Genomic DNA, 20,240 nt, shown 5'->3' with positions numbered 1-20,240 from the left:
CGATATCAGCGAGTCCGTGATGCAGTTCCTTCTCGCGTTCATCGTCGTCGGCCCGCTCGTCGGCGCCGCGGCGGCGCTGCTGCCCGCCCCGCCAGGGCTGCGCGGCAAGAGCCCCGACCAGGCGGTCCTACGACACGGACTGACCGTGACGGGCGCGATCCTGGCGGCCGCGATCGTGCTGGCAATCGGCTTCGACCATGACCAACCGTCGAAGATGCAGGCCACCACGGACATCAGCTGGATCCCGGCACTCGATGTGCGGATCCACCTCGGCATCGACGGCATTTCCCTCCCCCTCCTGGTCCTGACCGCGCTGCTGACCTTCCTGTGCGCGCTGTACAGCTACTACAAGATGCCTGCGGGCCCGTCCCCGAAGGCCTTCGTCGCGCTGCTGCTCGTCCTTGAATCGGGGACGCTCGCGACCTTCGCCGTCCTCGATCTGCTGCTCTTCTTCCTGGCTTTCGAGATGGTGCTCATCCCGATGTACTTCCTCATCGCCCGCTGGGGCGGGGAAGCGCGGCAGCCCGCCGCCTGGAAGTTCATCCTCTATACGCTGCTCGGCTCTGTCGTCATGCTGCTCGGCCTGCTGCTGATCGGGCTGAAGACCGGCACATTCGACATGGTGGCACTCGCCACTGACAACGGCCGTGGACTGACCACATCCGTCCAGGTCATCGCCGTTCTGGCGATCGGCGTCGGCCTCGCGGTGAAGACGCCGATGTGGCCGTTGCACAGCTGGCTGCCGGACGCGCACACCGCCGCTCCGACTGTCGGCTCCGTGCTGCTGGCCGGTGTGCTGCTGAAGATGGGTACGTACGGATTCGTCCGTATCGTTCTGCCGATCGCGCCCGACGGCATGCGCATCTTCGCGCCGTATCTCGCCGCGTTCGCCGTCGTCGGCATCATCTACGGATCCCTCGCCTGTCTTGCACTCGCCAAACAGGGCGCGGGCGGCGACCTCAAGCGTCTGATCGCGTACTCCTCCGTCGGCCACATGGGCTTTGTGCTCCTCGGCATCGCGACGATGACCCCGACCGGCGTGAACGGCGCACTCTTCGCCAACATCGCCCACGGCCTCATCACCGGCCTGCTCTTCTTCCTGGTCGGAGCGCTCAAGGACCGCTACGGCACCGCCGACCTCGACACGCTCGCCGGCGCGACCGGAGCGGCCCTCTACGGCCGCGCGCCCCGTCTCGGCGGCCTTCTCGCCTTCGCAGCCGTCGCCTCCCTCGGCCTGCCGGGCCTCGCCGGGTTCTGGGGCGAAATGCTCGCGCTGTTCGGCGCGTTCGACCCGGCCGACGGTCTGAACCGCCCCGCGTTCCTCACGTTCATGGCGATCGCCGGATTCGGCACCCTGCTCACCGCCGCGTACCTCCTGATCGTCGTGCGCCGGGTCTGCATGGGCGCGCTGCGGCCCGAAGGGGAAACGAAGCTCGCCGACGTGCAGACGTACGAATTCGCCGCCTGGACCCCGCTCGTGGCACTCACCGTCCTCGCCGGACTGTGGCCCGCGGTCCTCCTCGGCCTCACCGACCCGGCCGTGCAGAAGCTCCTCGCAGGAGGCAAGTCGTGACCGTGGCAGCCGACAGCGTCACCAGTCTCGTCCAGTCCGTCGACTGGCTCACGATCGCGCCGCCGACCATCACCGCGACGGTCGGCATGATCGTCCTGGTGGCCGACCTGTTCGTGGCGGAGAAGCACAAGCGCCTGCTCGGCGTCGTCGCGATCGCGGGCCTGGCGGCCGCGCTGATCACGCTCGTACCCCTGCGCAAGGGCGACCGCGAAACCTTCTGCCTCACGACCGACGCCAACGCCTGCAGCTACACCGCGGATCACTTCACGCTGGTCATCCAGCTCCTGGTGCTCGGCGGCGCGCTGCTCACCGCGCTGCTCTCGCTCCACGACACACGCAAGCAACTCCCCGCAGGGGAGTTCTGGTTCCTGCTGCTCTCCTCCGCCGCCGGTGCCGCGCTGCTGCCCGCCTCCCGGGACCTCGCCACCCTCGTCGTCGCCCTCGAAGTCGCGTCACTGCCGGCCTTCGCACTCGTCGGTCTCAGGCGCGGCGACCGCCTCTCCAGCGAAGCGGCGCTGAAGTTCTTCCTGTCCTCGGTCACCGCGACGGCCGTGATGCTGCTCGGCGTGAGCTTCGTGTACGCCGCGACAGGCACCCTCCACCTGACGCAGATCGCCGCCGAACTGGACAACGTCCCGGGCCAGCTCGACACCCTCGCCAAGGCGGGCGTCGCGCTGACCCTCGTCGGCTTCGCCTTCAAGACGGCCGCCGTCCCGTTCCACTTCTGGGTTCCCGACACCTATGTGGGCGCCCCGCTGCCCGTCGCCGCGTATCTCTCCGTCGTCGGGAAGGCGGTCGGCTTCTCCGGTCTCATCCTGGTGACCGTGATCGCGTTCCCCGCCTACGCGGACGTCTGGGGCCCCGCGATGGCCGTCCTCGCCGGCTTCACCATGACAGCGGGCAATGTCGCGGCACTGCGGCAGTCCGCCACGCGAGCGTGGAGCGCGGTTCGCCTGCTGGCCTGGTCCTCCGTGGCACAGGCCGGCTACCTGCTGGTGCCGATCGCGGCCGCCGCGTACTCCAGCGACGACCAGATCGGCGCCACCGTCGCGTACGCCCTGATGTACGCCGTCGTGAACCTCGGCGCCTTCGCGGTGGCGGCGCTGGTCGCCCGTACGAAGCCGCTCAACCGGATCTCCGACTACCGCGGTCTCTACGCCACCCGCCCGCTCACGGCCCTCGCCATGGGCTTCTTCCTGCTCTGCCTGGCCGGTCTCCCGCCCGGCATCGTCGGCCTGTTCGCCAAGGTCACCGTCTTCTCCTCGGCCGTCGACGCGGGCCTGGGCTGGCTGGCCGTGGTCATGGCCGTCAATGTCGTGATCGCGCTGTACTACTACCTCCAGTGGACGGCGATCCTCTTCCGGGCCCCGGAAGCCGCCGAAGTGAGCGCCGACGGGACCACGGAGGCGGCGGAGCCCGCACGCAAGCGCGCCCCCGCGCCGGTCACCGTGGCCATCGTGCTGACGGCCGTCGTCGGTGTCGTCCTGTCCGGCTATCCCCAGCTGGTGCTGCGCTTCGCGGCGAGCAACCTGTTCTGAGCGCCACCCGAACGGCCCAGCCCGGGGCCGGGAGCACAAGGGAACTAGCGTCCTTCGCCTGGCGTTGACCAGTACAGAAGGGTCCACTGAAGAGTGGAGCGACCACCACGCAAAGGGTTCCCCTGCTGCACCACCTGGAGGGCGTACCGTGCACCGCCGGCACAACGGGCTGAAGACCGCCGTACTCCTCGGGGGATTGTCCGCGATCATCCTCGTCATCGGCAGCTTCTTCGGCCGCACGGGGCTGATCGTCGCGCTCGTCGTCGCCCTCGGCACCAATGCGTACGCCTACTGGAACAGCGACAAGCTGGCGCTGCGGGCCATGCGGTCCCGTCCCGTCAGCGAGTTCGAGGCCCCGGTGCTCTACCGCATAGTCCGCGAGCTCTCCACCGCCGCCCGCCAGCCCATGCCACGGCTCTACATCTCGCCGACCCAGGCCCCCAACGCCTTTGCCACGGGCCGCAATCCGCGCAATGCGGCGGTCTGCTGCACCGAAGGCATCCTGCAGATACTCGACGAGCGCGAGCTGCGCGGGGTCATCGGCCACGAGCTGAGCCATGTCTACAACCGCGACATCCTGATCTCCTCGGTCGCCGGTGCCCTCGCCTCCGTGGTGATGTTCCTGGTGAACTTCGCCTGGCTGATCCCGATCGGCCGCTCCGACGACGACGAGGGCCCCGGACTCGTCGGCATGCTGCTGGTCATGATCCTCGGCCCGCTGGCGGCCTCCGTCATCCAGCTGGCCGTCAGCCGTTCGCGGGAGTACGAGGCGGACGCCTCGGGCGCCCAGCTCACCGGTGACCCGCTCGCGCTGGCGAGCGCCCTGCGCAAACTCGAAGCCGGTACGAAACAGCTGCCGCTGCCGCCCGAGCCGCGCCTCGAGACCGCCAGTCATATGATGATCGTGAATCCCTTCCGTCCAGGCAGGGGCCTTTCCAAGATGTTCTCCACGCACCCGCCGATGGCAGAACGCGTTGCCCGGCTCGAGCAGATGGCAGGTCGTCGACCGTGAAAACAATCCTGAACGTCATTTGGCTCATCCTGTGCGGCTTCTGGATGTTCCTCGGCTACATGCTCGCGGGCCTGCTGCTCTGCATCACGATCATCGGCATCCCGTTCGGCCTGGCCGCCTTCCGCATCGCCGTCTACGCTCTATGGCCCTTCGGCTACACGGTGGTCGAGCGCCGGGACGCGGGCGCGCCGTCGTTCATCGGCAATGTGCTGTGGCTGATCCTCGCCGGCTGGTGGCTGGCGCTGGGCCACATCTTCACCGGCATCGCGCTGTGCATCACGATCATCGGCATCCCGCTGGGCATCGCCAACTTCAAGCTGATTCCGGTCTCGCTGCTGCCGCTCGGCAAGGAGATCGTTTCCACGGACCGGCCGTTCGCCTCTCGGTGACGCAGGCCCGCTCGCGCGCCTGCCGTTCGTTCCATGACGAGGATGTCCACGGCGAGGACGTCCACAGCGAGGACTGAGCACCCACCTGATTGTCAGTGCCGTGGTCCACCATGAACACATGACCGAGATCGAGCAGTTGCTGGACCGCGTCGCCACTCAGGCGCGCAACAACCACCCGTGGGGCTGGGATTCGCTTCCCGAGCCGGTGAGCGGCGAGACCATCGCCCGCGCCGAGGCCGCCCTCGGGTTCGCCCTGCCCTCGCTGCTCGCATCGCTCTACTCGCGCATAGGCGACGGCGGATTCGGTCCGGAGTACGGATTGCTGCCCCTGCTCGAGGGGCCGCCACGCGGCGAGCGTCCGGCTGTCGTGCAGTACCTGGCCAATCGCAAGGACGGCGAGCAGGACCCCGACTGGGCCTGGCCCGCGGGAGTGCTGCCGATATCCCACTGGGGCTGCGGGATGTACGCCTGCGTCGACGCGCGCAGCGAGAACGGCACGGTCCTGCTGTTCGAGCCGAACGCGGACGAGGCGGACCACGCCTGGTACGTGGACGCGCCCAGCCTTGCCGACTGGCTGCGGGGCTGGCTCGACGGCACCGGCTGGTACGAGGAGGCGAACGACGGAATGGACCTGGAGGCCTGGCCCGACTTCAGGACCCGGACCGCGGCCGTCTGACCTTCCGTACGGCGTACAAGCCTGCTCCCGCCGCGATCACGGCCGCTCCCGCCACGACGGAGGAGACCGGCAGGGCGAAGGCCAGCACCAGACAGCCGAGCAGGCCGAAGCCCGCCGTGATCCGGACCGCGGTCGTCCCGGCCGTCGTCGGGCTGTCAGCCGTCACTCGAACGTGTGTATCCCGATCCCGGCCGGAACTCAGCGTCCACGCCGAGGCGTTGGCAATGGTGTAGTACAGCAGCACTCCGAACGACGAGAAGCCGATCGCGCCGCGGACATCCGCGGTCGCCGCCACCACCGCGACGACCGCTCCCACCGCCACCTCGGCCCGGTGCGGCACCTGAAACCGAGGGTGCACGGCAGCCAGCCCGGCCGGCAGATGGCCGTCCCGGGCCATCGCCAGCGTCGTCCTGGAGACGCCGAGAATCAGAGCGAGCAGAGAACCGAGCGCTGCCACCGCGGCACCCACTCGTACGACGGGCACGAGCCAATGCGCGTCCGCCGCGCGCACCGCGTCCGCGAGCGGAGCCGTCGACAGGCCCAACTCCCGGGCTCCCAACACAGAAAGGACCGAGACCGCGACACATACATAGACCACCAGCGCGATACCGAGCGCCAGCGGCACGGCGCGCGGGATGGTACGCGCCGGATCCCGCACCTCCTCGCCCAGCGTGGCGATCCGGGCGTAGCCGGCGAAGGCGAAGAACAGCAGCCCCGCCGCCTGGAGAACCCCGCCCACCGAGGCGTCCGCACCCACGTCCAGTCGGCCGAAGTCCGCAGCGCCGGACCCGAGAGAGGAGACGACCACTGCCGCGAGGACCGCCAGTACCGCCGCCACGATCGCGCGCGTCAGCCACGCCGACTTCTGAACGCCCCCGTAGTTCACGGCAGTCAGCGCGACCACCGCGGCTACGGCCACCGCATGCGCCTGATCCGGCCACGCATACGCCCCGACCGTCAGCGCCATCGCGGCGCATGACGCGGTCTTCCCGACGACGAATGCCCAGCCCGCCAGATAGCCCCAGAACGGCCCCAGCCGTTCCCGCCCGTACACATAGGTCCCGCCGGACGCCGGATAACGGGCGGCAAGACGGGCAGACGACATGGCGTTGCAGTACGCGACCACCGCCGCGAGCGCCAGACCCAGCAGCAGCCCTGAGCCCGCGGCCCGGGCGGCCGGGCTCAGCGCCGCGAAGATCCCGGCCCCGATCATCGACCCGAGCCCGATCACCACGGCGTCGAAGAGTCCGAGCGATCGCCGCAGTTCCTGTGTCATGGGCCGCACCCTACTGAGACCCGCAACCGCGGCCCGCACCAGGGACGTCCTTGATTGCGACACCGTACGAAAGGCAGGTTCACGGCATGGGCATCATCAGCTGGATCATCCTCGGACTGCTCGCCGGGGCCATCGCCAAAATCCTGCTCCCGGGGCGGGACCCGGGCGGTCTGATCGGCACCACGCTGATAGGCGTCGCCGGCGCGTTCACCGGCGGCTGGATATCGGCCCGCTACCTGGACCGGCCGATCACCAACGAGTTCTACGACGGCGCCACCTGGGCCGCGGCGATCGGCGGCTCGCTGGTGCTGCTGGTCATCTACCGGATCCTGTTCGGCCACTCCCGCTCGCGCTAGCTCCCGCCGGGCGAGTCAGTCAGGCACGTCAGCCCGGCAGGCCGGTCTCTCGCAGGGTGATGTTCAGGCGCCCGGCGCTCATCCCTGTCGCAGGGTCGGCCGTGCCCGGGTACACCTTCGGCACGCCGTGGTACGCGAAGCGCGCCGGGCCGCCGAAGACGAACAGGTCACCGGAGGTCAGCTCGACGTCGGTGTAGGGCCGCCCGCGCGTCTCGGCGTTGCCGAACCGGAAGACGCAGCTGTCACCGATGCTCAGCGACACCACCGGCGCACCGGACCGCTCTTCCTTGTCCTGGTGCAGCCCCATCCGGGCCGCGCCGTCATAGAAGTTGATCAGCGCGGTGTCGGGTGTGTAGCCCTGATCGGCCTCGACCTCGGCCGCGCCGTACGCCGCAACCAGCGCTGTACGGCCCAACTCCACCAGCCAGTCCGGGAATTCGGCGACCCGTGCGCCGTTCACATCGTCGGCGGTGCGGCTGTACCGGTACGGCTGCCAGTGCCAGCCGATGCACACGGTCTGCACGGACATCACGCCGCCGGGCAACACGGTGTGCCGGATCGGCACCGGGCCGCGCGCCCATGACCGGCAGGCTTCGACCAGTTCCCGCTGGCGGTCCACCGGCAGCCACCCCGGCACATGCACCGCGCCAGGGGCGACCACGGTCCGCTTCCTCGGGAAGAGGGTCTCGCCGTTCACGACGCGGGCGCGCCCTCGAGCCCGAGGAGCCGCTCCTTGCGCTCCAGCCCGCCCGCGTATCCGCGAAGCGCCCCGTCCGCGCCGATCACCCGGTGGCAGGGCCGCACGACCAGCAGCGGATTGCGGCCGATCGCGGTGCCCACTGCCCGTACGCCAACCTTCGAAGCGCCGACCCGCTGGGCGATCTCGCCGTAGGTCGCCGTCGCCCCGTAGGGAATCTCCTCCAGTGCCTGCCACACCCGCCGCTGGAACTCCGTGCCGCCGTCGACGTACTCGATGTCGAAGTGGGTGAGGCGGCCTTCGAAGTACCAGGTCAGCTGCTTGCTGATCTCCTCGAAGGCGGCGGGGTCGCTCCGCCATCCGTCCTGGACGACGGCTGCGCCTTTCTGGCCGGGCAGCGAGAGCGAGGCAAGCGCGGTGCCGCCCTTCGCCGTGGCGGACTCCTCGCCCACCAGCAGCAGTTCGCCCAGCGGGCTGTCGATGGTCGTGTAGACCGTCGTGGCGGTCATGGCTCGTTCCTTCCCTCGCGGCGATTCCTGCGTCCTACGCCTACGAGTCTGCGGCCCGCGTCCCGCCGAAGCTGGCGGGATTCGGACATCACGCCCGGACTCCGGAGCCACGGTCGCCGGGCCCCGGGGGGGGGGGGGGGGGGGGGGGGGGGGGGGGGGGGGGGGGCGGCCCCCGCCCCCCCCCCCCCCCCCCCCCCCCCCCGCCACTCGGCGAAGGCTCGTCTCACCAGCCGGTACTCCCGTTGACACTCTCCGTGTTCGAAGGCTAACTTCTCGCGTCGTCGCCACACCAGGAGCACAAGGCTCCCAGGGACTAGCGACGCCGAAGGACGCTTTCAGTTGACGACAGCGACCGAAATCTTAGAGATTCAGTCCTGCACATCCGTCGCGACAGCGAACGAAGTCTTCGAGGTTCAGCCCTACACCCCCCACTGCCAGGTGATCTGCGCCGAGGGTGACCATGCCGTGATCGGCGTCTCGCCGGGCAACAGCTACTTCTCCGCCCAGCGCCTCATCGATCTCGCCCACTGGGGCACCGAGAACTTCACCGAAGTCGACTTCGTCTACACCGATCTCCATGTGGCCGAGATGTACGAGACGTTCGGCTACACGCCCGAGGACGCCCGGCGCAAGGCCGTCAAGAATCTGCGCGGCGTACGGGCCAAGGTGACCAACGCGGTCGAGGCAGCCGGGCCGATGGGCGGCAGACTCAGGGCCCACCCCATGTCGGCCTTTGTGGACAACCCGGCGTACCGGAAGATCCATGACCACATCTGGACTCTGCTCGACAAGGACGCGGAGTTCCGCGAGACGTGCGACGCACTGGTGGACTCCTTCCTCTCCTCCAAGGTCCTGGACGGCAGAGCCAGCAACGCGCGGCAGCGCGCGGTCTGCCTCGAGTACATCTGCGCGGAAGCCCCGTTGTTCCTCGACACCCCCGCCATCCTGGGGGTTCCGTCCTCTCTCAACTGCTACCACCAGCTCCTGCCGATGGCCGAACTCCTCTACTCGCGCGGATCGGGACTGCGCGCCTCCCGCAACCAGGGACATGCCATCGTCACACCCGCACAAGGAGACTCCGATGTCCGTTGAGACGCTGCACCACCGGCCCGCCGACGCGCTCCTCGACTTCCCGTTCTCCTGGCGCGGTGACCAACTGCCGCACGAGTTAGCGGCGTTGCGCAACGAGCCGGTCAAGCGGGTCCGTACGATCGCCGGTGACGAGGCGTGGCTGGTCTCCTCCTATCCGCTGTGCAAGCAGGTACTCGAAGACCGGCGGTTCAGTCTGAAGGACACCTCCGCGCCGGGTGTGCCGAGGCAGTACGCGCTGACGATCCCTCCGGAAGTCGTCAACAACATGGGCAACATCACGGGGGCGGGGCTCCGCAAGGCGGTGCTCAAGGCGATCAACCCGAAGGCCGAGGGCCTGGGGGAGTGGATGCGCTCGTACGCGTCCGAGCTGGTCGACGCTCTGATGACCGAGGGCGCGCCGGTGGATCTGCGGACGCAGTTCGCCAACCCGTACGCGGAGGCGCTGCACTGCCGCATCCTCGGCATCCCGCTGGAGGACGCGCCGCGCCTGGCCGCGTCTTTGGACATCGCGTTCATGAACTCCGCCTGCCCGGTCACCGGCGCGAAGCTGAACTGGGACCGCGACATGGCGTACATGGTGGATCGTCTCGACGACCCGTCAACCACCGGGCTGATGGCCGAGATCGCGGCGCTGCGGCTGGACCCGGAGTACGCCCATCTCACGGACGAGATGCTCGCCACGGTCGGTGTGACGATGTTCGGCGCGGGCGTGATCTCGACTTCGGCGTTCCTGACCATGGCGGTCTTCTCGCTCATCCAGCACCCGGAGGCGGTGGCCGAACTCCGTGCGGATCCCGGCAGGATCCCCGCGGCGGTCGACGAGCTGCTGCGGATCAATCTGTCGATCGGCGACGGCCTGCCGCGGCTGGCCACCGAGGACGTCACCCTCGGAGACGTCGGGATCAAAAAGGGCGAGCTGGTGCTGGTCCTCGTCGAGGGCGCCAACTTCGACGCCGACGTGTTCGCCGATCCGCACCGGATGGACATCGGCCGGGAGAACAGCGCCGCGCACCTGTCCTTCGGAGGCGGCCAGCACTACTGCCCTGCCACCGCGCTGGGCAAGCGGCACACGGAGATCGCTCTGGAGACCCTGCTCGAGCGGATGCCGGACCTGCAGCTCGCGGTCCCGGTCGAGCAGCTCGTATGGCGGACCGGGTTCATGAAGCGGATGCCCGAACGGCTTCCCGTCATGTGGTAACCGGCTGACACGCGAGGGAGGTTCCAGGACCGGGGGGTCCTGGAACCTCCTTGCGGGTTCCGGGGGTGCGGGCGCTCACCTGTGGTGGCAGTCCCAGTGTCCCTTCACCCAGTGCTTCTCCCAGTGGCTGGGAATGTGGTCCCACTTCCAGTGGCCCTTGCCGTGGTTACTCCAGTGCCCCTTGTGCCACTTGCCGTGGGGGTCCTTGTGACCCTTGTGCCAGGTCTTCGGGTGGGACCGGTCGTGCTTGACCCACTTCTTCTCCCAGTGGCCCTTGACCCACTTCTTCTCCCAGTGCCCCTTCTTCCAGGTACACCGGTCATCGTGGTCGCCGGCGACGAACGACGTCGTCGCCGAGGCGGGCGCCGGAGCGGCGGCAGCCGTCCCGGCGGTGCCCAGAGCGGCACCACCCGCCAGCAGACCTGCTGCTGCGGCTCCCGCAACCAGACGGCGGGCTCGGACGGAAATCGTCATCAGACTCACCTCCCTTGTCTCGGATCTCATGTGCGGTTCTGCCGTACACGCGTGCCGTGTACGGCGTGACACAGGGGATTCGAGGCAGGCCCCGACCCTGGATTGGAGCAAATCCCTATAAAGCAGAGAAACTTCGCATTCAACGCATGTAGTTACAAAGAGTTGCCGGGTCAGGTGAAACTGATCAGGCCGAGCGGCGCGGTCGTGGGCTGGGCCGAGCCGCCTGCCGGCTCGACCGTGACGCCGACGCCCGTGGCACCGCCCACGGGCCCGTCGAGAAGAGTGAGCTGCCGACTGGCCGTCCCGCTCAGCAGTCCGGCCGGGCGCATGGTGCCGGCTTCGGCGAACCACAGTTCGTAGACCTTGCCCGCGGGAAGCTCCGGCAGGCCCGTGGCGATGAACGCCGCCGCGTCCTCGTTGCGGGAGACCGCGACCGTGGCCAGGCCTCCGCCGGCGAGTTCCTGGGTCTGGTACACCGCGTCCGGCGCCGACAGCACATCCGCGGCCGCAGCCTCCCGCTGTTCGGCCTGCCGCACCGCCGACCTGGCGGTTTCGGCTTCCTCGTGCTGCCAGATGGCGATGCCGCCGAAGGCCACGGCGGCGGCGAGGCACGCGGCCAGCGCAAGCCGGGGAAGCCACCGGGCGGGCGGCCCGAACCGGTCGCGCACCGGCAGCGGGCGCTCCTGGCCGGTGGCGGCGACCCGGCGCATGACCTGGTCCTTCAGCTCCGCGGGCGCGCCGATCGCCACGGCCCGGCCGAGTCGCGCGGCCGTGGCGTTGAGTTCGTCCACCTCTTGGCGGCAGGCCTCGCAGTCGGCCAGATGCTGCTCGAAGGCGCGCCGTTCGTTCTCCTCAAGGGCGTGCAGCACATAGGCGCCGACGGCGGCGTGCAGATCCGGGGCGTTCATGGCGTCACCCCCAGACAGTCACGGAGCCGGATCAGGCCGTCCCGCAGCCGGGTCTTCACCGTGCCCAGCGGCAGTTCCAGCGACTGGGCGACTTCCTTGTGCGTCAGCCCCTGGTAGTAGGCGAGGGTGACCGACTCCCGCTGGATGTCGGTGAGCATCCGCAGGCACCGGCGTACCTGCTCCCGCTCCAGCCGGGTCTCGACCTCCTCGGTCACCTCGTCGAAGGGTGTGGTGACATCCAGCAGCGCCGCCTTCTGCTCACGGTCCGATCTGGCCTGGTCGGAGCGGACCCGGTCCACCGCCCGCCGGTGGGCGAGCACCATCACCCAGGTCATCGCGCTGCCCCGGTCGGGCCGGAACCGTGCGGCGATACGCCACGTCTCTACCAGTACGTCCTGGGTCACTTCCTCGGACTGCGCCGGGTCCCGAAGCACTCGGCGCACGAGCCCCATCACTGGGCCGCTCACCACGTCGTACACCGAACCGAAGGCCTCCCGGTCACCGCGGCCGGCCCGGACCATCAGCTCGTCCAGGTCGGGCTCGATCGACTGCGTACGGACTTCACGTCCGCCGCCGGCGGATGACACGCAAGCCCCCTCGCTCGGCTGCCCGTATCGGCGTTGTCGGGCATCTACACCATCAATGCCACCACTGAAACGAGGCGGCCGCACCTGTGAGGGGAGCGATCCAACGGGACGTCGGCTCCGAATTACCTGTATCAAGCCGACGTCAGGGCACGGAGAAAGGAGTCGCTGAGAAGCGGGGCCGGCGCATTCCGGCGGAATGGGGTCGTCCGCCCTGTGTGGACCGCGGCATATCGGCAAACGCTCATTCGGGCATCACGGCTCGACGGTAACCAGTCCGCGAGTAGACCCGATCCCACGGTCCCGCCACGGTGCGGATGACCTGCCCGGCAGGTGCCGGGACACCGGCGTACGAGAAGTCCGGCGGCGTGATCAGCGGGCGTCGAGCTCCGCGACCAGCTTCTTCGTGGCGATCGTGCGGTAGCTCTCCTCGACCCAGTCGCAGAGCACGTCCGCCGGCGGCGCGCCTTTCTGGGCGAGCGGGATCTGCACCCAGCCGGCCTTCCCCAGCCCGTATCCGGACGGCTCGGCGCCCGGGCACGACAGGGCGTGAGCGTGCATCGCCTCGTCCTTCAGTTTGACGCCGACACCGAGCGGATAGCTGCCGTCGTCCACGCCCAGAAAGACAAAGATCTTCTTGTTGACCTTGACGACGGTCTCGCCCCACGGAAATTCCTCACCGGCACCGGGCAGCCCCAGGGCAAAGCCCCGCACCTTCTCCCACTTCGCCAGCGCGTGCTTCGGTGGTGCGGCCATCTGGTCCTCCCGGTAGCAAAATCTGTCCCGTCTCACGTTAGGGCCTTTCGTCTGGATCAGGCCGGATCAGTGAGCGGGTCTGGTGCCATGGGGCCTCCCCGGGCCCTCAGGGCCCAGGGGACGGATCGCAAGGCGGAGGAGGGAGGCATGGCGGAGCCATGCCGACCGACGACAACGCGGCGAGGCGCGGTGCCAGGGCACGCGAGCCCGGCAAGATCCAGACGACAGGCCCTAGCCGCGCCCGGCGACCGTCGCCGAGCAAGTGATGGGAGTGGACATGGGCATTCTGGACGACGCCCGGGTGGCCACGCGGCTTCCCGCCCAGGACCTGGAGCGGGCCCGGCGTTTCTACTCCGAGAAGCTCGACCTGGAGCCGATCGACGAGCGCCCCGGCGGGCTGTTGTACCGCTGCGGAGGATCGGACTTCGCACTGTTCCAGTCGGCGGGGGCTTCACCGGGCACCTTTACTCAGATGGGCTGGGAGGTGGACGACATCGAGGCTGTGACCGCCGAGCTGAAACGGCGTGGAGTGGTGTTCGAGGAGGTCGACCTGCCCGGGCTGCGGACCGTGGACGGGATCGCCGACATCGAGGGCAACTACCCGAGCAAGGGCGCGACCGGCGAGCGCGGGGGATGGTTCCGGGACAGCGAAGGGAACATGATCGGGGTCGGACAGCCGGTCCGCTGAACTATCCCCGGCTGCCGGAGGACGTGGCGAGAAACTACCTGGAGTCCAAGGACCTGCTCGGCACGTCCGGTTGAGGCGAGCCGTGAGCCGACTGGTGCGCCTGGTGCGGCTGGTGCAGGCTCTCGAGCCGCCGTTGCAGCACCTGAAGAGCTCCGCGCTGACGTCCCGGCACAGCACGGCGCAGCGTGACGAGCCGTGGAGCGAGCGCGCGGGCCCGCGGCAGGTCTCGTATCTGCTCCCACTGGTGGTGCGCACGGTCGACCGCTCCCTCGACATCGGGGCTGTCGGCACTCTGCCGGCGCGCCAGCCTTGCGTCGGCGGCCGCCATCCACAACTCGCAGCTGAGCCCGGGGTCGCGGGCGAGCCGCGCGAGATCGGCCCGCACCTCCATCCAGTGAATCGCCTGCGGCGAGCCCGGCCCATGGGACCGCAGCTCCTGCTGCTCCCAGGCCGCGGCGGCGGCAGCGGCCTCGCCGTGCCGTCCGGCATGTGCGGCGGCGAGTATCGCGGCATGGGGGTCGTCGGCCGTGGCCCGAACGGTCTGCCCGGGCACGGGCTGCGCCGTCGGGACAGCGCCGGCCACCGCGGAGGGCCCGGCCTGCGCCGGGGCAGCGCCCGCCGCGGGCGCCGTGCTCACCGCCCCGACCGTGCCCGGCACGCCGCCCGGCGCGAGCAGCAGCGCCTCGCCGCCCGCCCGCGCCGCCGCCTGTTCGTGCAGCGCCTCCAGGCCCGGCCGGGAACCGCTGCGCCAGATCGACGCGTAGGCCTTGAGATAGTCGGGGCTTGCCACTGCCCGGCGCTGCGGCATCGGGGCCAGGCGTCCGTAGACCCGTACGCCGGGCCCGAGCGCGAGGCCTTCCCGTACGAGCTGCGGCCAGGCCTCGGCGTCGGCGACCAGGTCCACCACGACCGTGGTGGAACCAGGAGGTCTGATCGCGAGTTCGGAGGCGAGCCAGTGCCACGGCAGCCCGGTGTACCGCATCGTGGCCGGCGTGGTCCGGGCCAGTGCCAGATGCGGCAGCCGCTGCTTGCGGTCGAGCTGCAACTGCCCGGCGACGTACAGGAACAGTGGTCCTTCCGCGGCCGCGGCCGCCCGGATCCGGGTGAGCACCGTCTGCGGATCGAGCGGGTCGGCGAGCTCGATCACGGTCGCGGACGGCGTGCCCGTCAGCGCGCTCGGCGGTACGGCGGCGAGCGCGGGCAGCACGGAACTGGCGTCGATCAGACGCCCTTTGCCGACCGGCGCGGCCGCGATGAGCAGCGCTGTCCCCGATGCTGCGCTGTTCCCTCCGGTGATCACCACACCCAGCACCGTAACCGACGCCACTGACGGCCGAGACCGCTCTCCGGTGTGGTGCCTGCCTCCCGGCCCGGCTCAGCGGTCCCACTTCGCGCCAACAGCCCCATGGGCCCCAGCAGTTGACCTGTAGCCGTCGTCGACGCCGATGGCGACGTGCCCTCCGCCGCGCTCAGATGTCCGAGACCGAGTCGAACTCCGCCTCGTGGTGCCGTCCGGGCAGACCTTTCTGACCTGCTCGAACCGGATCATCTCTGCACGCTGGAAGCGGCGGCGCGAGCGCGTACACGGGCCGGGACCGGACGAGTCATCCGGCCTGCGGTCGCGGATCAGTCTTTGTCATGGCCCTTGCAGCGCGGGTCGGACGCTGCTATTCCATTCGGTTAGGAAAGTTTCCTTTCAGTCCCGGATCCCCACACCAGGCAACGGAGACCTCATGAGACCGGCACGGAAGTGGATACGCACACTCGGCAGCGTCGGAGCCCTCGGCGCCGCGCTGCTCCTCGGCCTCACCGCGGCCCCCGCCGCCCCGGCTGCACCCGCCGCGGCCGAGGCCCCGGCGGCAGCGGCAGCCGTCACCCACGAGGCCGAGAGCGCGGCCATCTCGCAAGGAGTCGTGGAGTCCAACCACGCCGGCTTCACCGGCAGTGGCTTCGTCAACTACAACAATGTCACCGGCAGTTATGTCGAGTGGACGGTCAACGCGGCCCAGGCCGGCAGCGTCGGCCTGACCCTCCGCTATGCCAACGGCACCACCGCCAACCGGGCCATGGACATCTCCGTCAACGGCTCGCTCGCCGCCGACGAGAAGGCCTTCGGCGGCACCGGCGCCTGGACCACCTGGAAAACCACCACCGTCACCGCCAACCTGAAGGCCGGTGCCAACACCATCCGGGCGACGGCCACCACCGCCAACGGCGGGCCCAACGTGGACAGTCTCGCGACCGGCACTGGCACCCCCGCCCCCGGCGGCACGCCCGTCGAGGCCAACGGCCAGCTCAAGGTCTGCGGCACCAAGCTCTGCAACCAGCAGGGCAAGCCGATCCAGCTGCGCGGCATGTCCACCCACGGCCTCCAGTGGTACCCCCAGTGCGTGACCTCCGGCTCGCTCGACGCCCTGGCCAAGGACTGGAACGCCGACGTCCTGCGCATCTCCATGTACATCCAGGAGGGCGGCTACGAGACCAACCCGCGCAAGTACACCGACCTGGTCCACTCGATCATCGAACAGGCCACCGCGCGCGGCATGTACGCGATCGTCGACTGGCACATGCTGAGCCCCGGCGACCCGCACTACAACCTCGCCCGCGCCAAGACCTTCTTCACCGAGATCGCACAGCGCCACGCGAACAAGAACAACCTGCTGTACGAGATCGCGAACGAGCCCAGCGAGGTGCCCTGGTCGCGCGTCAAGAGCTACGCCGAGCAGCTCATCCCGGTCATCCGCCAGCACGACGCGGACACTCCGGTCCTGGTCGGCACGCGTGCGTGGTCCTCGCTCGGTGTCTCCGACGGTGCCGACGAGACCGAGGTCGTCAACAACCCGGTGAACGCCTCCAACATCATGTACACGTTCCACTTCTACGCCTACTCGCACCGGGACGAGTATCTGAACACCCTCTCGCGCGCGGCCGACAAGCTCCCGATGTTCGTCACGGAGTTCGGCACGCAGAACTATGCGGGCGAGGGCAGCAACGACTTCGCCATGTCCCAGCGCTACATCGATCTGATGGCGAGCAAGAAGATCAGCTGGGTCAACTGGAACTACTCCGACGACGAGCGCAGCGGGGCCGTGTTCAAGGGCGGCACCTGCAACAACAACGGCCCCTGGACCGGCACCGGGCCGCTGAAGCCCGCCGGCGTCTGGGTCCGTGACCGGATCAGGACAGCGGACGACTTCTGACGTCCGTTCCCTGCGACCCGCGTCCGCCCATGTGATCCCATGGGCGGACGTGGGCGCAGAAGGAACAGGAGCATCAGTGACCAGCTACCGCCAGCCGGGCGTCGTCCTCACCGACCGCCACTTCACCGTCCCGCTCGACCACTCCGATCCGGGCGGTGAGCAGATCGAGGTGTACGGGCGCGAGGTCGTCGCCGCCGGACATGCCGGCGCGGATCTGCCGTGGCTCGTCTATCTGGAGGGCGGACCGGGCTTCGGCGCCCGCCGCTTCAACGGCAAACAGGCCTGGCTGGGCCGTGCCGTACAGGATTTCCGGGTACTCCTCCTCGATCAGCGCGGCACCGGCCGCTCCACCCCGCAGAACCGCCAGACGCTGGCCGGGCGCGGCGGACCGCAGGCCCAGGCCGACCATCTCGCCCACTTCCGGGCGGACAACATCGTGCGCGACTGCGAGACGATCAGACGGCAGCTGACCGGCGGCGCGCCATGGACCGTGCTGGGCCAGAGCTTCGGCGGGTTCTGTGCGACGCACTATCTCTCCGCCGCACCCGAAGGGCTGCGCGCCGTGCTCATCACCGGCGGTCTGCCGTCTCTCGACGCGCATGTCGACGACATCTACCGGGCGTCCTATCCACGCGTCCAGCGCAAGGTCGAGGCCCACTACGCCCGCTACCCGCAGGACGTACGCCTGGTCCGCCGCATCGCCGGGCACCTCGCCGAGCACCGGACCGTGCTGCCCGGCGGTTACATCCTCACGCCCGAGGCCTTCCAGTCGCTCGGGATCGTGCTCGGCGGGGGCGAGGGCAGCCATCATCTGCACTACCTCCTCGAGAACGCCTTCGTACGCGTGGGGGAGCGGTATGAACTCTCCGACGCCTTCCAGGAGTCGGTGCTCGCCGGGCTCTCCTTCGCCGGGCATCCGCTCTACGCCCTGCTGCACGAGGCGTGCTGCGCCCAGGGCAAGCGGCCGACCGACTGGTCCGCCGAGCGGATCCGCGCGGAGTTCCCGCAGTTCGACGCCGCCGCGGCGCTGGCCGGGGACGGACCGGTGCTGTTCACCGGAGAGACCATCCACCCCTGGCACTTCGAGGTGGACCCGACCCTGCGCCCGCTGCGCGAGTGCGCCGACCTTCTTGCCGCACGCACCGACTGGCCGGTGTTCTACGACCCGGCCCGGCTCGCCGCGAACGAGGTCCCGGTCGCCGCGGTGGTGTACCACGACGACATGTATGTCGACACCGGCCATGCGCTGGACACGGCCCGCGCGATCCGCGGGCTGCGCACCTGGGTCACCGACGAGTACGAGCACGACGGGGTCAGGGCGAGCGGTCCGCGCGTACTCGACCGGCTGCTGGCCCTCGTCAACGGCGAGATCTGAGTGGGCTGAGCGGGTACGCTGGCCTGATTTCTGATGGTGCGTCAGGAAGGGGCGGGCGGCGATGATCGACACACTCGACCGGGAGATCGCCGAGGGTGAGGAACGGATCCGGCTCGACATGGAGGGCGGCATCGGCGTCCTCACCCTCTGCCGGCCCGGCCAACTCAACGGCTGGAGCTGGGAATCCAGCCGCCAGCTCGGCCTGATGGCCGACCGCATCCGCTTCGACGACACCATCAGGGCCGTCCTGTTGCGTGCGGAGGGGCGGGCGTTCTGCGCGGGCATCGACGTCACCGCGCCAGGTGGCGCGATCACCGGCCGCACGCCCGCCGAGCGCACCCAGCGCTACTACGAGGGCATCCGCTGGGCGCACGAACAGTTCGCCGCCTTCGCCAAGCTGCCGCAGCCGGTCGTTGCCGCCGTCCAGGGCTACTGCCTCGGTTTCGGATTCGAGCTCGCGCTGCTGGCCGACATACGCATCGCCGCTGCCGACGCCGTCTTCGCGCTGCCCGAGGCGCAGCTCGGCGTCGCGGTCGACGCCGGCGGCGATCTGCGGATCGCCCGTGACGCGGGCGCGGGCTGGGCGAAGTATCTGGCTCTGACGGGCCGCCGAATCGACGCCGCGACGGCCGAGCGTCTCGGGCTCGTGCAACTCGTCACACCGGTCCGGGAGTTGGACGGTGCCTCGCGCGAAGCGGCCGCCGAGATCGCCGCCAACGCACCGCTGGCCGTCCGGGCGATCAAGCGCGATATCGATGCCTTCGCCGACGCGGGCCTGGCCGAGGCGCTCGACCGTACGGCGCTGAGCGCGGCCCTCACGCTCACGTCGGACGACTGCCGCGAGGGCTACGCGGCCAAGGCCGCCAAGCGGCGCCCGGACTTCGACGGCGGCTGACCTACCTCGGCGTTCAGCCCTCGAACGGCCCGCGTCCCAGCTGCTCCCGCACCGTCACCACCGGCTCGTTGACCAGGGCCCGGCGCTGCCAGTTCGCGCCGTCCACCACCAGCGTGTGCCCGGTGATCAGTCGCGCGTACGGTGACGCGAGGAAGGTCGCAGCCCAGCCGATCTCCCGCGGCTGCCCGACCCGCAGAGCCGGCTGCCGTACGTCCTTGTCCTCGGCCCGGTCGAGGCCGCCGCGCAGATCGGCGCTCATGTCGTCGTGCGGTACGAGGCCGGGGACGAGCGCGTTGATCTGGATGCCGTACGGCCCCCACTCCACCGCCAGCGTCTCCACCAGGTTCTGCACTCCGGCCTTCGCCGCCGCGGAGTGGACGAAGCCCGGGCCGCCGGTCCAGGCGTACGACGCACCGAGATTGATGATCGACCCCGGCGTGCCCGCCGCGAGATGGCGGCGGCCGAACTCCTGGGTCATGAACCATGTGCCGCTCAGCGTGATGTCGACGACGGCGCGCCAGCCGTTGGGCGACAACTCCTCGGCGGGGACAGGGAAGTTGCCGGCCGCGTTGTTGACCAGCACCGCAGGCAGTCCGAGCGCCGCCTCGGCGGCGTCGAAGACCTCGGCTATCCGGTCCGGCTCCCGGATGTCGCACACGGCGGCGGTGACCTTCCCGTCGCCGAGTTCGCCGAGTTCGTCCTGCGCCGCCTTCAGCCGGTCGGCCTTGCGGCCCACGAGCATCAGGTCCGCGCCGAGCCGGGCGAACTCCAGGGCGATGGCTTTCCCGAGTCCGGAACCGCCGCCGGTGACGATCACGGCGGTCCCGTCGAAGGTCCCGCCGGGGAGGGCGGTGGCGCCGAGCGGTGGAGGCGCGGGCAGTCCGAAGCGGTCAGTCATGACCGAATGAGTAGTCGGTGAAGCCGGAAAGTGCCATGGGCTTGCACGGAACTTTGCGATAACCGCTGGTACGGGCGCTGAGCGTGAGCGCGCGGCCACTGTCGACTACTGCTGATTGACAAACGTGCTTGCTGTTTCTGCAATGG

At 69.6% G+C, this 20,240-nt stretch carries 21 protein-coding genes; 12 read left to right on the top strand and 9 right to left on the bottom strand.

Annotation, left to right across the window (positions count from 1 at the left end):
* Positions 1-19 precede the first annotated feature (19 nt).
* The 5 genes from ACH4YL_RS15020 (at position 20) to ACH4YL_RS15000 (ending at position 5,188) form a co-directional block, all read left to right on the top strand.
* Positions 20-1,573: an NADH-quinone oxidoreductase subunit M gene (locus ACH4YL_RS15020; protein ID WP_398507885.1), complete on the top strand. Its 1,554-nt coding sequence runs from the start codon at positions 20-22 to the stop codon at positions 1,571-1,573.
* A complete protein-coding gene (locus tag ACH4YL_RS15015) occupies positions 1,570-3,111 on the top strand; it encodes an NADH-quinone oxidoreductase subunit N (protein WP_398507727.1) in 1,542 nt (513 codons plus the stop codon). The genes ACH4YL_RS15020 and ACH4YL_RS15015 overlap by 4 nt, the downstream gene beginning before the upstream one ends.
* 148 nt (positions 3,112-3,259) lie before the next feature.
* On the top strand, positions 3,260-4,123 hold the full coding sequence (htpX, locus tag ACH4YL_RS15010; RefSeq protein ID WP_398507726.1) for a zinc metalloprotease HtpX: 864 nt from the start codon (positions 3,260-3,262) through the stop codon (positions 4,121-4,123).
* A complete protein-coding gene (locus tag ACH4YL_RS15005; RefSeq protein WP_398507725.1) occupies positions 4,120-4,512 on the top strand; it encodes a YccF domain-containing protein in 393 nt (130 codons plus the stop codon). Before htpX ends, ACH4YL_RS15005 begins: the two co-directional genes overlap by 4 nt.
* Positions 4,513-4,630: 118 nt before the next feature.
* The gene (locus ACH4YL_RS15000) at positions 4,631-5,188 is read left to right on the top strand and encodes an SMI1/KNR4 family protein (protein ID WP_398507724.1); all 558 of its coding nucleotides are present in this window, start codon (positions 4,631-4,633) and stop codon (positions 5,186-5,188) included.
* Here the strand turns inward: ACH4YL_RS15000 and ACH4YL_RS14995 are convergent.
* Positions 5,163-6,464, bottom strand: a complete 1,302-nt coding sequence (locus ACH4YL_RS14995) for an APC family permease (protein WP_398507723.1) — start codon at positions 6,462-6,464, stop codon at positions 5,163-5,165. The two genes, ACH4YL_RS15000 and ACH4YL_RS14995, sit on opposite strands and share 26 nt — an antisense overlap.
* 86 nt (positions 6,465-6,550) lie before the next feature.
* Here ACH4YL_RS14995 and ACH4YL_RS14990 point away from each other — a divergent pair, with 86 nt between their 5' ends.
* Positions 6,551-6,820 (top strand): GlsB/YeaQ/YmgE family stress response membrane protein, encoded by a 270-nt coding sequence (locus ACH4YL_RS14990; RefSeq protein ID WP_398507722.1) that lies wholly within the window; start codon positions 6,551-6,553, stop codon positions 6,818-6,820.
* A 28-nt stretch (positions 6,821-6,848) separates the two neighbouring features.
* Here ACH4YL_RS14990 and ACH4YL_RS14985 read toward each other — a convergent pair whose 3' ends face one another.
* Both ACH4YL_RS14985 and ACH4YL_RS14980 read right to left on the bottom strand, forming a co-directional pair.
* Positions 6,849-7,517 carry an alpha-ketoglutarate-dependent dioxygenase AlkB family protein gene (locus ACH4YL_RS14985; RefSeq protein WP_398507721.1) on the bottom strand — a complete coding sequence of 223 codons (669 nt, stop codon included), beginning with the start codon at positions 7,515-7,517 and terminating at the stop codon, positions 6,849-6,851.
* Positions 7,514-8,026, bottom strand: coding sequence for a methylated-DNA--[protein]-cysteine S-methyltransferase (locus tag ACH4YL_RS14980; protein ID WP_398507720.1), 513 nt, complete (start codon positions 8,024-8,026; stop codon positions 7,514-7,516). The genes ACH4YL_RS14985 and ACH4YL_RS14980 overlap by 4 nt, the downstream gene beginning before the upstream one ends.
* Before the next feature lie 339 nt (positions 8,027-8,365).
* Between ACH4YL_RS14980 and ACH4YL_RS14975 the strand changes: the two genes are divergently transcribed.
* Both ACH4YL_RS14975 and ACH4YL_RS14970 read left to right on the top strand, forming a co-directional pair.
* Complete coding sequence (locus ACH4YL_RS14975; protein WP_398507719.1) at positions 8,366-9,118, top strand: tRNA-dependent cyclodipeptide synthase; 753 nt, start codon at positions 8,366-8,368, stop codon at positions 9,116-9,118.
* Positions 9,108-10,316, top strand: a complete 1,209-nt coding sequence (locus ACH4YL_RS14970) for a cytochrome P450 (protein WP_398507718.1) — start codon at positions 9,108-9,110, stop codon at positions 10,314-10,316. Before ACH4YL_RS14975 ends, ACH4YL_RS14970 begins: the two co-directional genes overlap by 11 nt.
* Before the next feature lie 75 nt (positions 10,317-10,391).
* Here ACH4YL_RS14970 and ACH4YL_RS14965 read toward each other — a convergent pair whose 3' ends face one another.
* The 4 genes from ACH4YL_RS14965 to ACH4YL_RS14950 form a co-directional block, all read right to left on the bottom strand.
* Complete coding sequence (locus ACH4YL_RS14965; RefSeq protein ID WP_398507717.1) at positions 10,392-10,790, bottom strand: hypothetical protein; 399 nt, start codon at positions 10,788-10,790, stop codon at positions 10,392-10,394.
* 170 nt (positions 10,791-10,960) lie between these two features.
* A complete protein-coding gene (locus ACH4YL_RS14960) occupies positions 10,961-11,698 on the bottom strand; it encodes an anti-sigma factor domain-containing protein (RefSeq protein ID WP_398507716.1) in 738 nt (245 codons plus the stop codon).
* Positions 11,695-12,219, bottom strand: a complete 525-nt coding sequence (gene sigK / locus ACH4YL_RS14955; RefSeq protein WP_398507884.1) for an ECF RNA polymerase sigma factor SigK — start codon at positions 12,217-12,219, stop codon at positions 11,695-11,697. Before sigK ends, ACH4YL_RS14960 begins: the two co-directional genes overlap by 4 nt.
* 435 nt (positions 12,220-12,654) lie before the next feature.
* Positions 12,655-13,038 carry an MmcQ/YjbR family DNA-binding protein gene (locus tag ACH4YL_RS14950; protein WP_398507715.1) on the bottom strand — a complete coding sequence of 128 codons (384 nt, stop codon included), beginning with the start codon at positions 13,036-13,038 and terminating at the stop codon, positions 12,655-12,657.
* Between the two features lie 277 nt (positions 13,039-13,315).
* Between ACH4YL_RS14950 and ACH4YL_RS14945 the strand changes: the two genes are divergently transcribed.
* A complete protein-coding gene (locus ACH4YL_RS14945) occupies positions 13,316-13,726 on the top strand; it encodes a VOC family protein (protein WP_398507714.1) in 411 nt (136 codons plus the stop codon).
* Positions 13,727-13,760: 34 nt separating this feature from the next.
* Here the strand turns inward: ACH4YL_RS14945 and ACH4YL_RS14940 are convergent, their stop codons facing one another.
* Positions 13,761-15,038 carry a hypothetical protein gene (locus tag ACH4YL_RS14940; RefSeq protein WP_398507883.1) on the bottom strand — a complete coding sequence of 426 codons (1,278 nt, stop codon included), beginning with the start codon at positions 15,036-15,038 and terminating at the stop codon, positions 13,761-13,763.
* 133 nt (positions 15,039-15,171) lie between these two features.
* On the opposite strand from ACH4YL_RS14940, the gene ACH4YL_RS14935 reads away from it, so the two are divergent.
* The 3 genes from ACH4YL_RS14935 to ACH4YL_RS14925 all read left to right on the top strand — a co-directional run bounded on the left by ACH4YL_RS14935 (position 15,172) and on the right by ACH4YL_RS14925 (position 19,196).
* Positions 15,172-16,926, top strand: coding sequence for a cellulase family glycosylhydrolase (locus ACH4YL_RS14935; protein ID WP_398507713.1), 1,755 nt, complete (start codon positions 15,172-15,174; stop codon positions 16,924-16,926).
* 76 nt (positions 16,927-17,002) lie between these two features.
* Positions 17,003-18,301 (top strand): alpha/beta fold hydrolase, encoded by a 1,299-nt coding sequence (locus ACH4YL_RS14930; RefSeq protein WP_398507712.1) that lies wholly within the window; start codon positions 17,003-17,005, stop codon positions 18,299-18,301.
* 61 nt (positions 18,302-18,362) lie between these two features.
* Positions 18,363-19,196 (top strand): enoyl-CoA hydratase/isomerase family protein, encoded by an 834-nt coding sequence (locus tag ACH4YL_RS14925; RefSeq protein WP_398507711.1) that lies wholly within the window; start codon positions 18,363-18,365, stop codon positions 19,194-19,196.
* A gap of 13 nt (positions 19,197-19,209) precedes the next feature.
* On the opposite strand, the gene ACH4YL_RS14920 is transcribed toward ACH4YL_RS14925, so the two are convergent.
* Positions 19,210-20,094 carry an SDR family oxidoreductase gene (locus tag ACH4YL_RS14920; protein WP_398507710.1) on the bottom strand — a complete coding sequence of 295 codons (885 nt, stop codon included), beginning with the start codon at positions 20,092-20,094 and terminating at the stop codon, positions 19,210-19,212.
* Between the last annotated feature and the right edge of the window lie 146 nt (positions 20,095-20,240).

The sequence above is a fragment of the Streptomyces sp. NPDC020681 genome, assembly GCF_044334895.1.
In the GTDB taxonomy this organism is placed as follows: domain Bacteria; phylum Actinomycetota; class Actinomycetes; order Streptomycetales; family Streptomycetaceae; genus Streptomyces.
Note: the sequence above shows the minus strand (reverse complement) of the source record. Positions and strands in the feature narration are given on the sequence as shown.

What these genes read in the sequence shown, in the direction of transcription:
- ACH4YL_RS14965 (WP_398507717.1), bottom strand. Translation starts at nt 10,790, where the DNA reads ATGACGATTTCCGTCCGAGCCCGCCGTCTGGTTGCGGGAGCCGCAGCA.
- ACH4YL_RS14980 (WP_398507720.1), bottom strand. Translation starts at nt 8,026, where the DNA reads ATGACCGCCACGACGGTCTACACGACCATCGACAGCCCGCTGGGCGAA.
- sigK (WP_398507884.1), bottom strand. Translation starts at nt 12,219, where the DNA reads ATGGTCCGGGCCGGCCGCGGTGACCGGGAGGCCTTCGGTTCGGTGTAC.
- ACH4YL_RS14950 (WP_398507715.1), bottom strand. Translation starts at nt 13,038, where the DNA reads ATGGCCGCACCACCGAAGCACGCGCTGGCGAAGTGGGAGAAGGTGCGG.
- ACH4YL_RS14970 (WP_398507718.1), top strand. Translation starts at nt 9,108, where the DNA reads ATGTCCGTTGAGACGCTGCACCACCGGCCCGCCGACGCGCTCCTCGAC.
- ACH4YL_RS15020 (WP_398507885.1), top strand. Translation starts at nt 20, where the DNA reads ATGCAGTTCCTTCTCGCGTTCATCGTCGTCGGCCCGCTCGTCGGCGCC.
- ACH4YL_RS14935 (WP_398507713.1), top strand. Translation starts at nt 15,172, where the DNA reads ATGGCGACGTGCCCTCCGCCGCGCTCAGATGTCCGAGACCGAGTCGAA.
- ACH4YL_RS14945 (WP_398507714.1), top strand. Translation starts at nt 13,316, where the DNA reads ATGGGCATTCTGGACGACGCCCGGGTGGCCACGCGGCTTCCCGCCCAG.
- ACH4YL_RS14925 (WP_398507711.1), top strand. Translation starts at nt 18,363, where the DNA reads ATGATCGACACACTCGACCGGGAGATCGCCGAGGGTGAGGAACGGATC.
- ACH4YL_RS14995 (WP_398507723.1), bottom strand. Translation starts at nt 6,464, where the DNA reads ATGACACAGGAACTGCGGCGATCGCTCGGACTCTTCGACGCCGTGGTG.
- ACH4YL_RS15000 (WP_398507724.1), top strand. Translation starts at nt 4,631, where the DNA reads ATGACCGAGATCGAGCAGTTGCTGGACCGCGTCGCCACTCAGGCGCGC.
- ACH4YL_RS14960 (WP_398507716.1), bottom strand. Translation starts at nt 11,698, where the DNA reads ATGAACGCCCCGGATCTGCACGCCGCCGTCGGCGCCTATGTGCTGCAC.
- ACH4YL_RS14990 (WP_398507722.1), top strand. Translation starts at nt 6,551, where the DNA reads ATGGGCATCATCAGCTGGATCATCCTCGGACTGCTCGCCGGGGCCATC.
- ACH4YL_RS14920 (WP_398507710.1), bottom strand. Translation starts at nt 20,094, where the DNA reads ATGACTGACCGCTTCGGACTGCCCGCGCCTCCACCGCTCGGCGCCACC.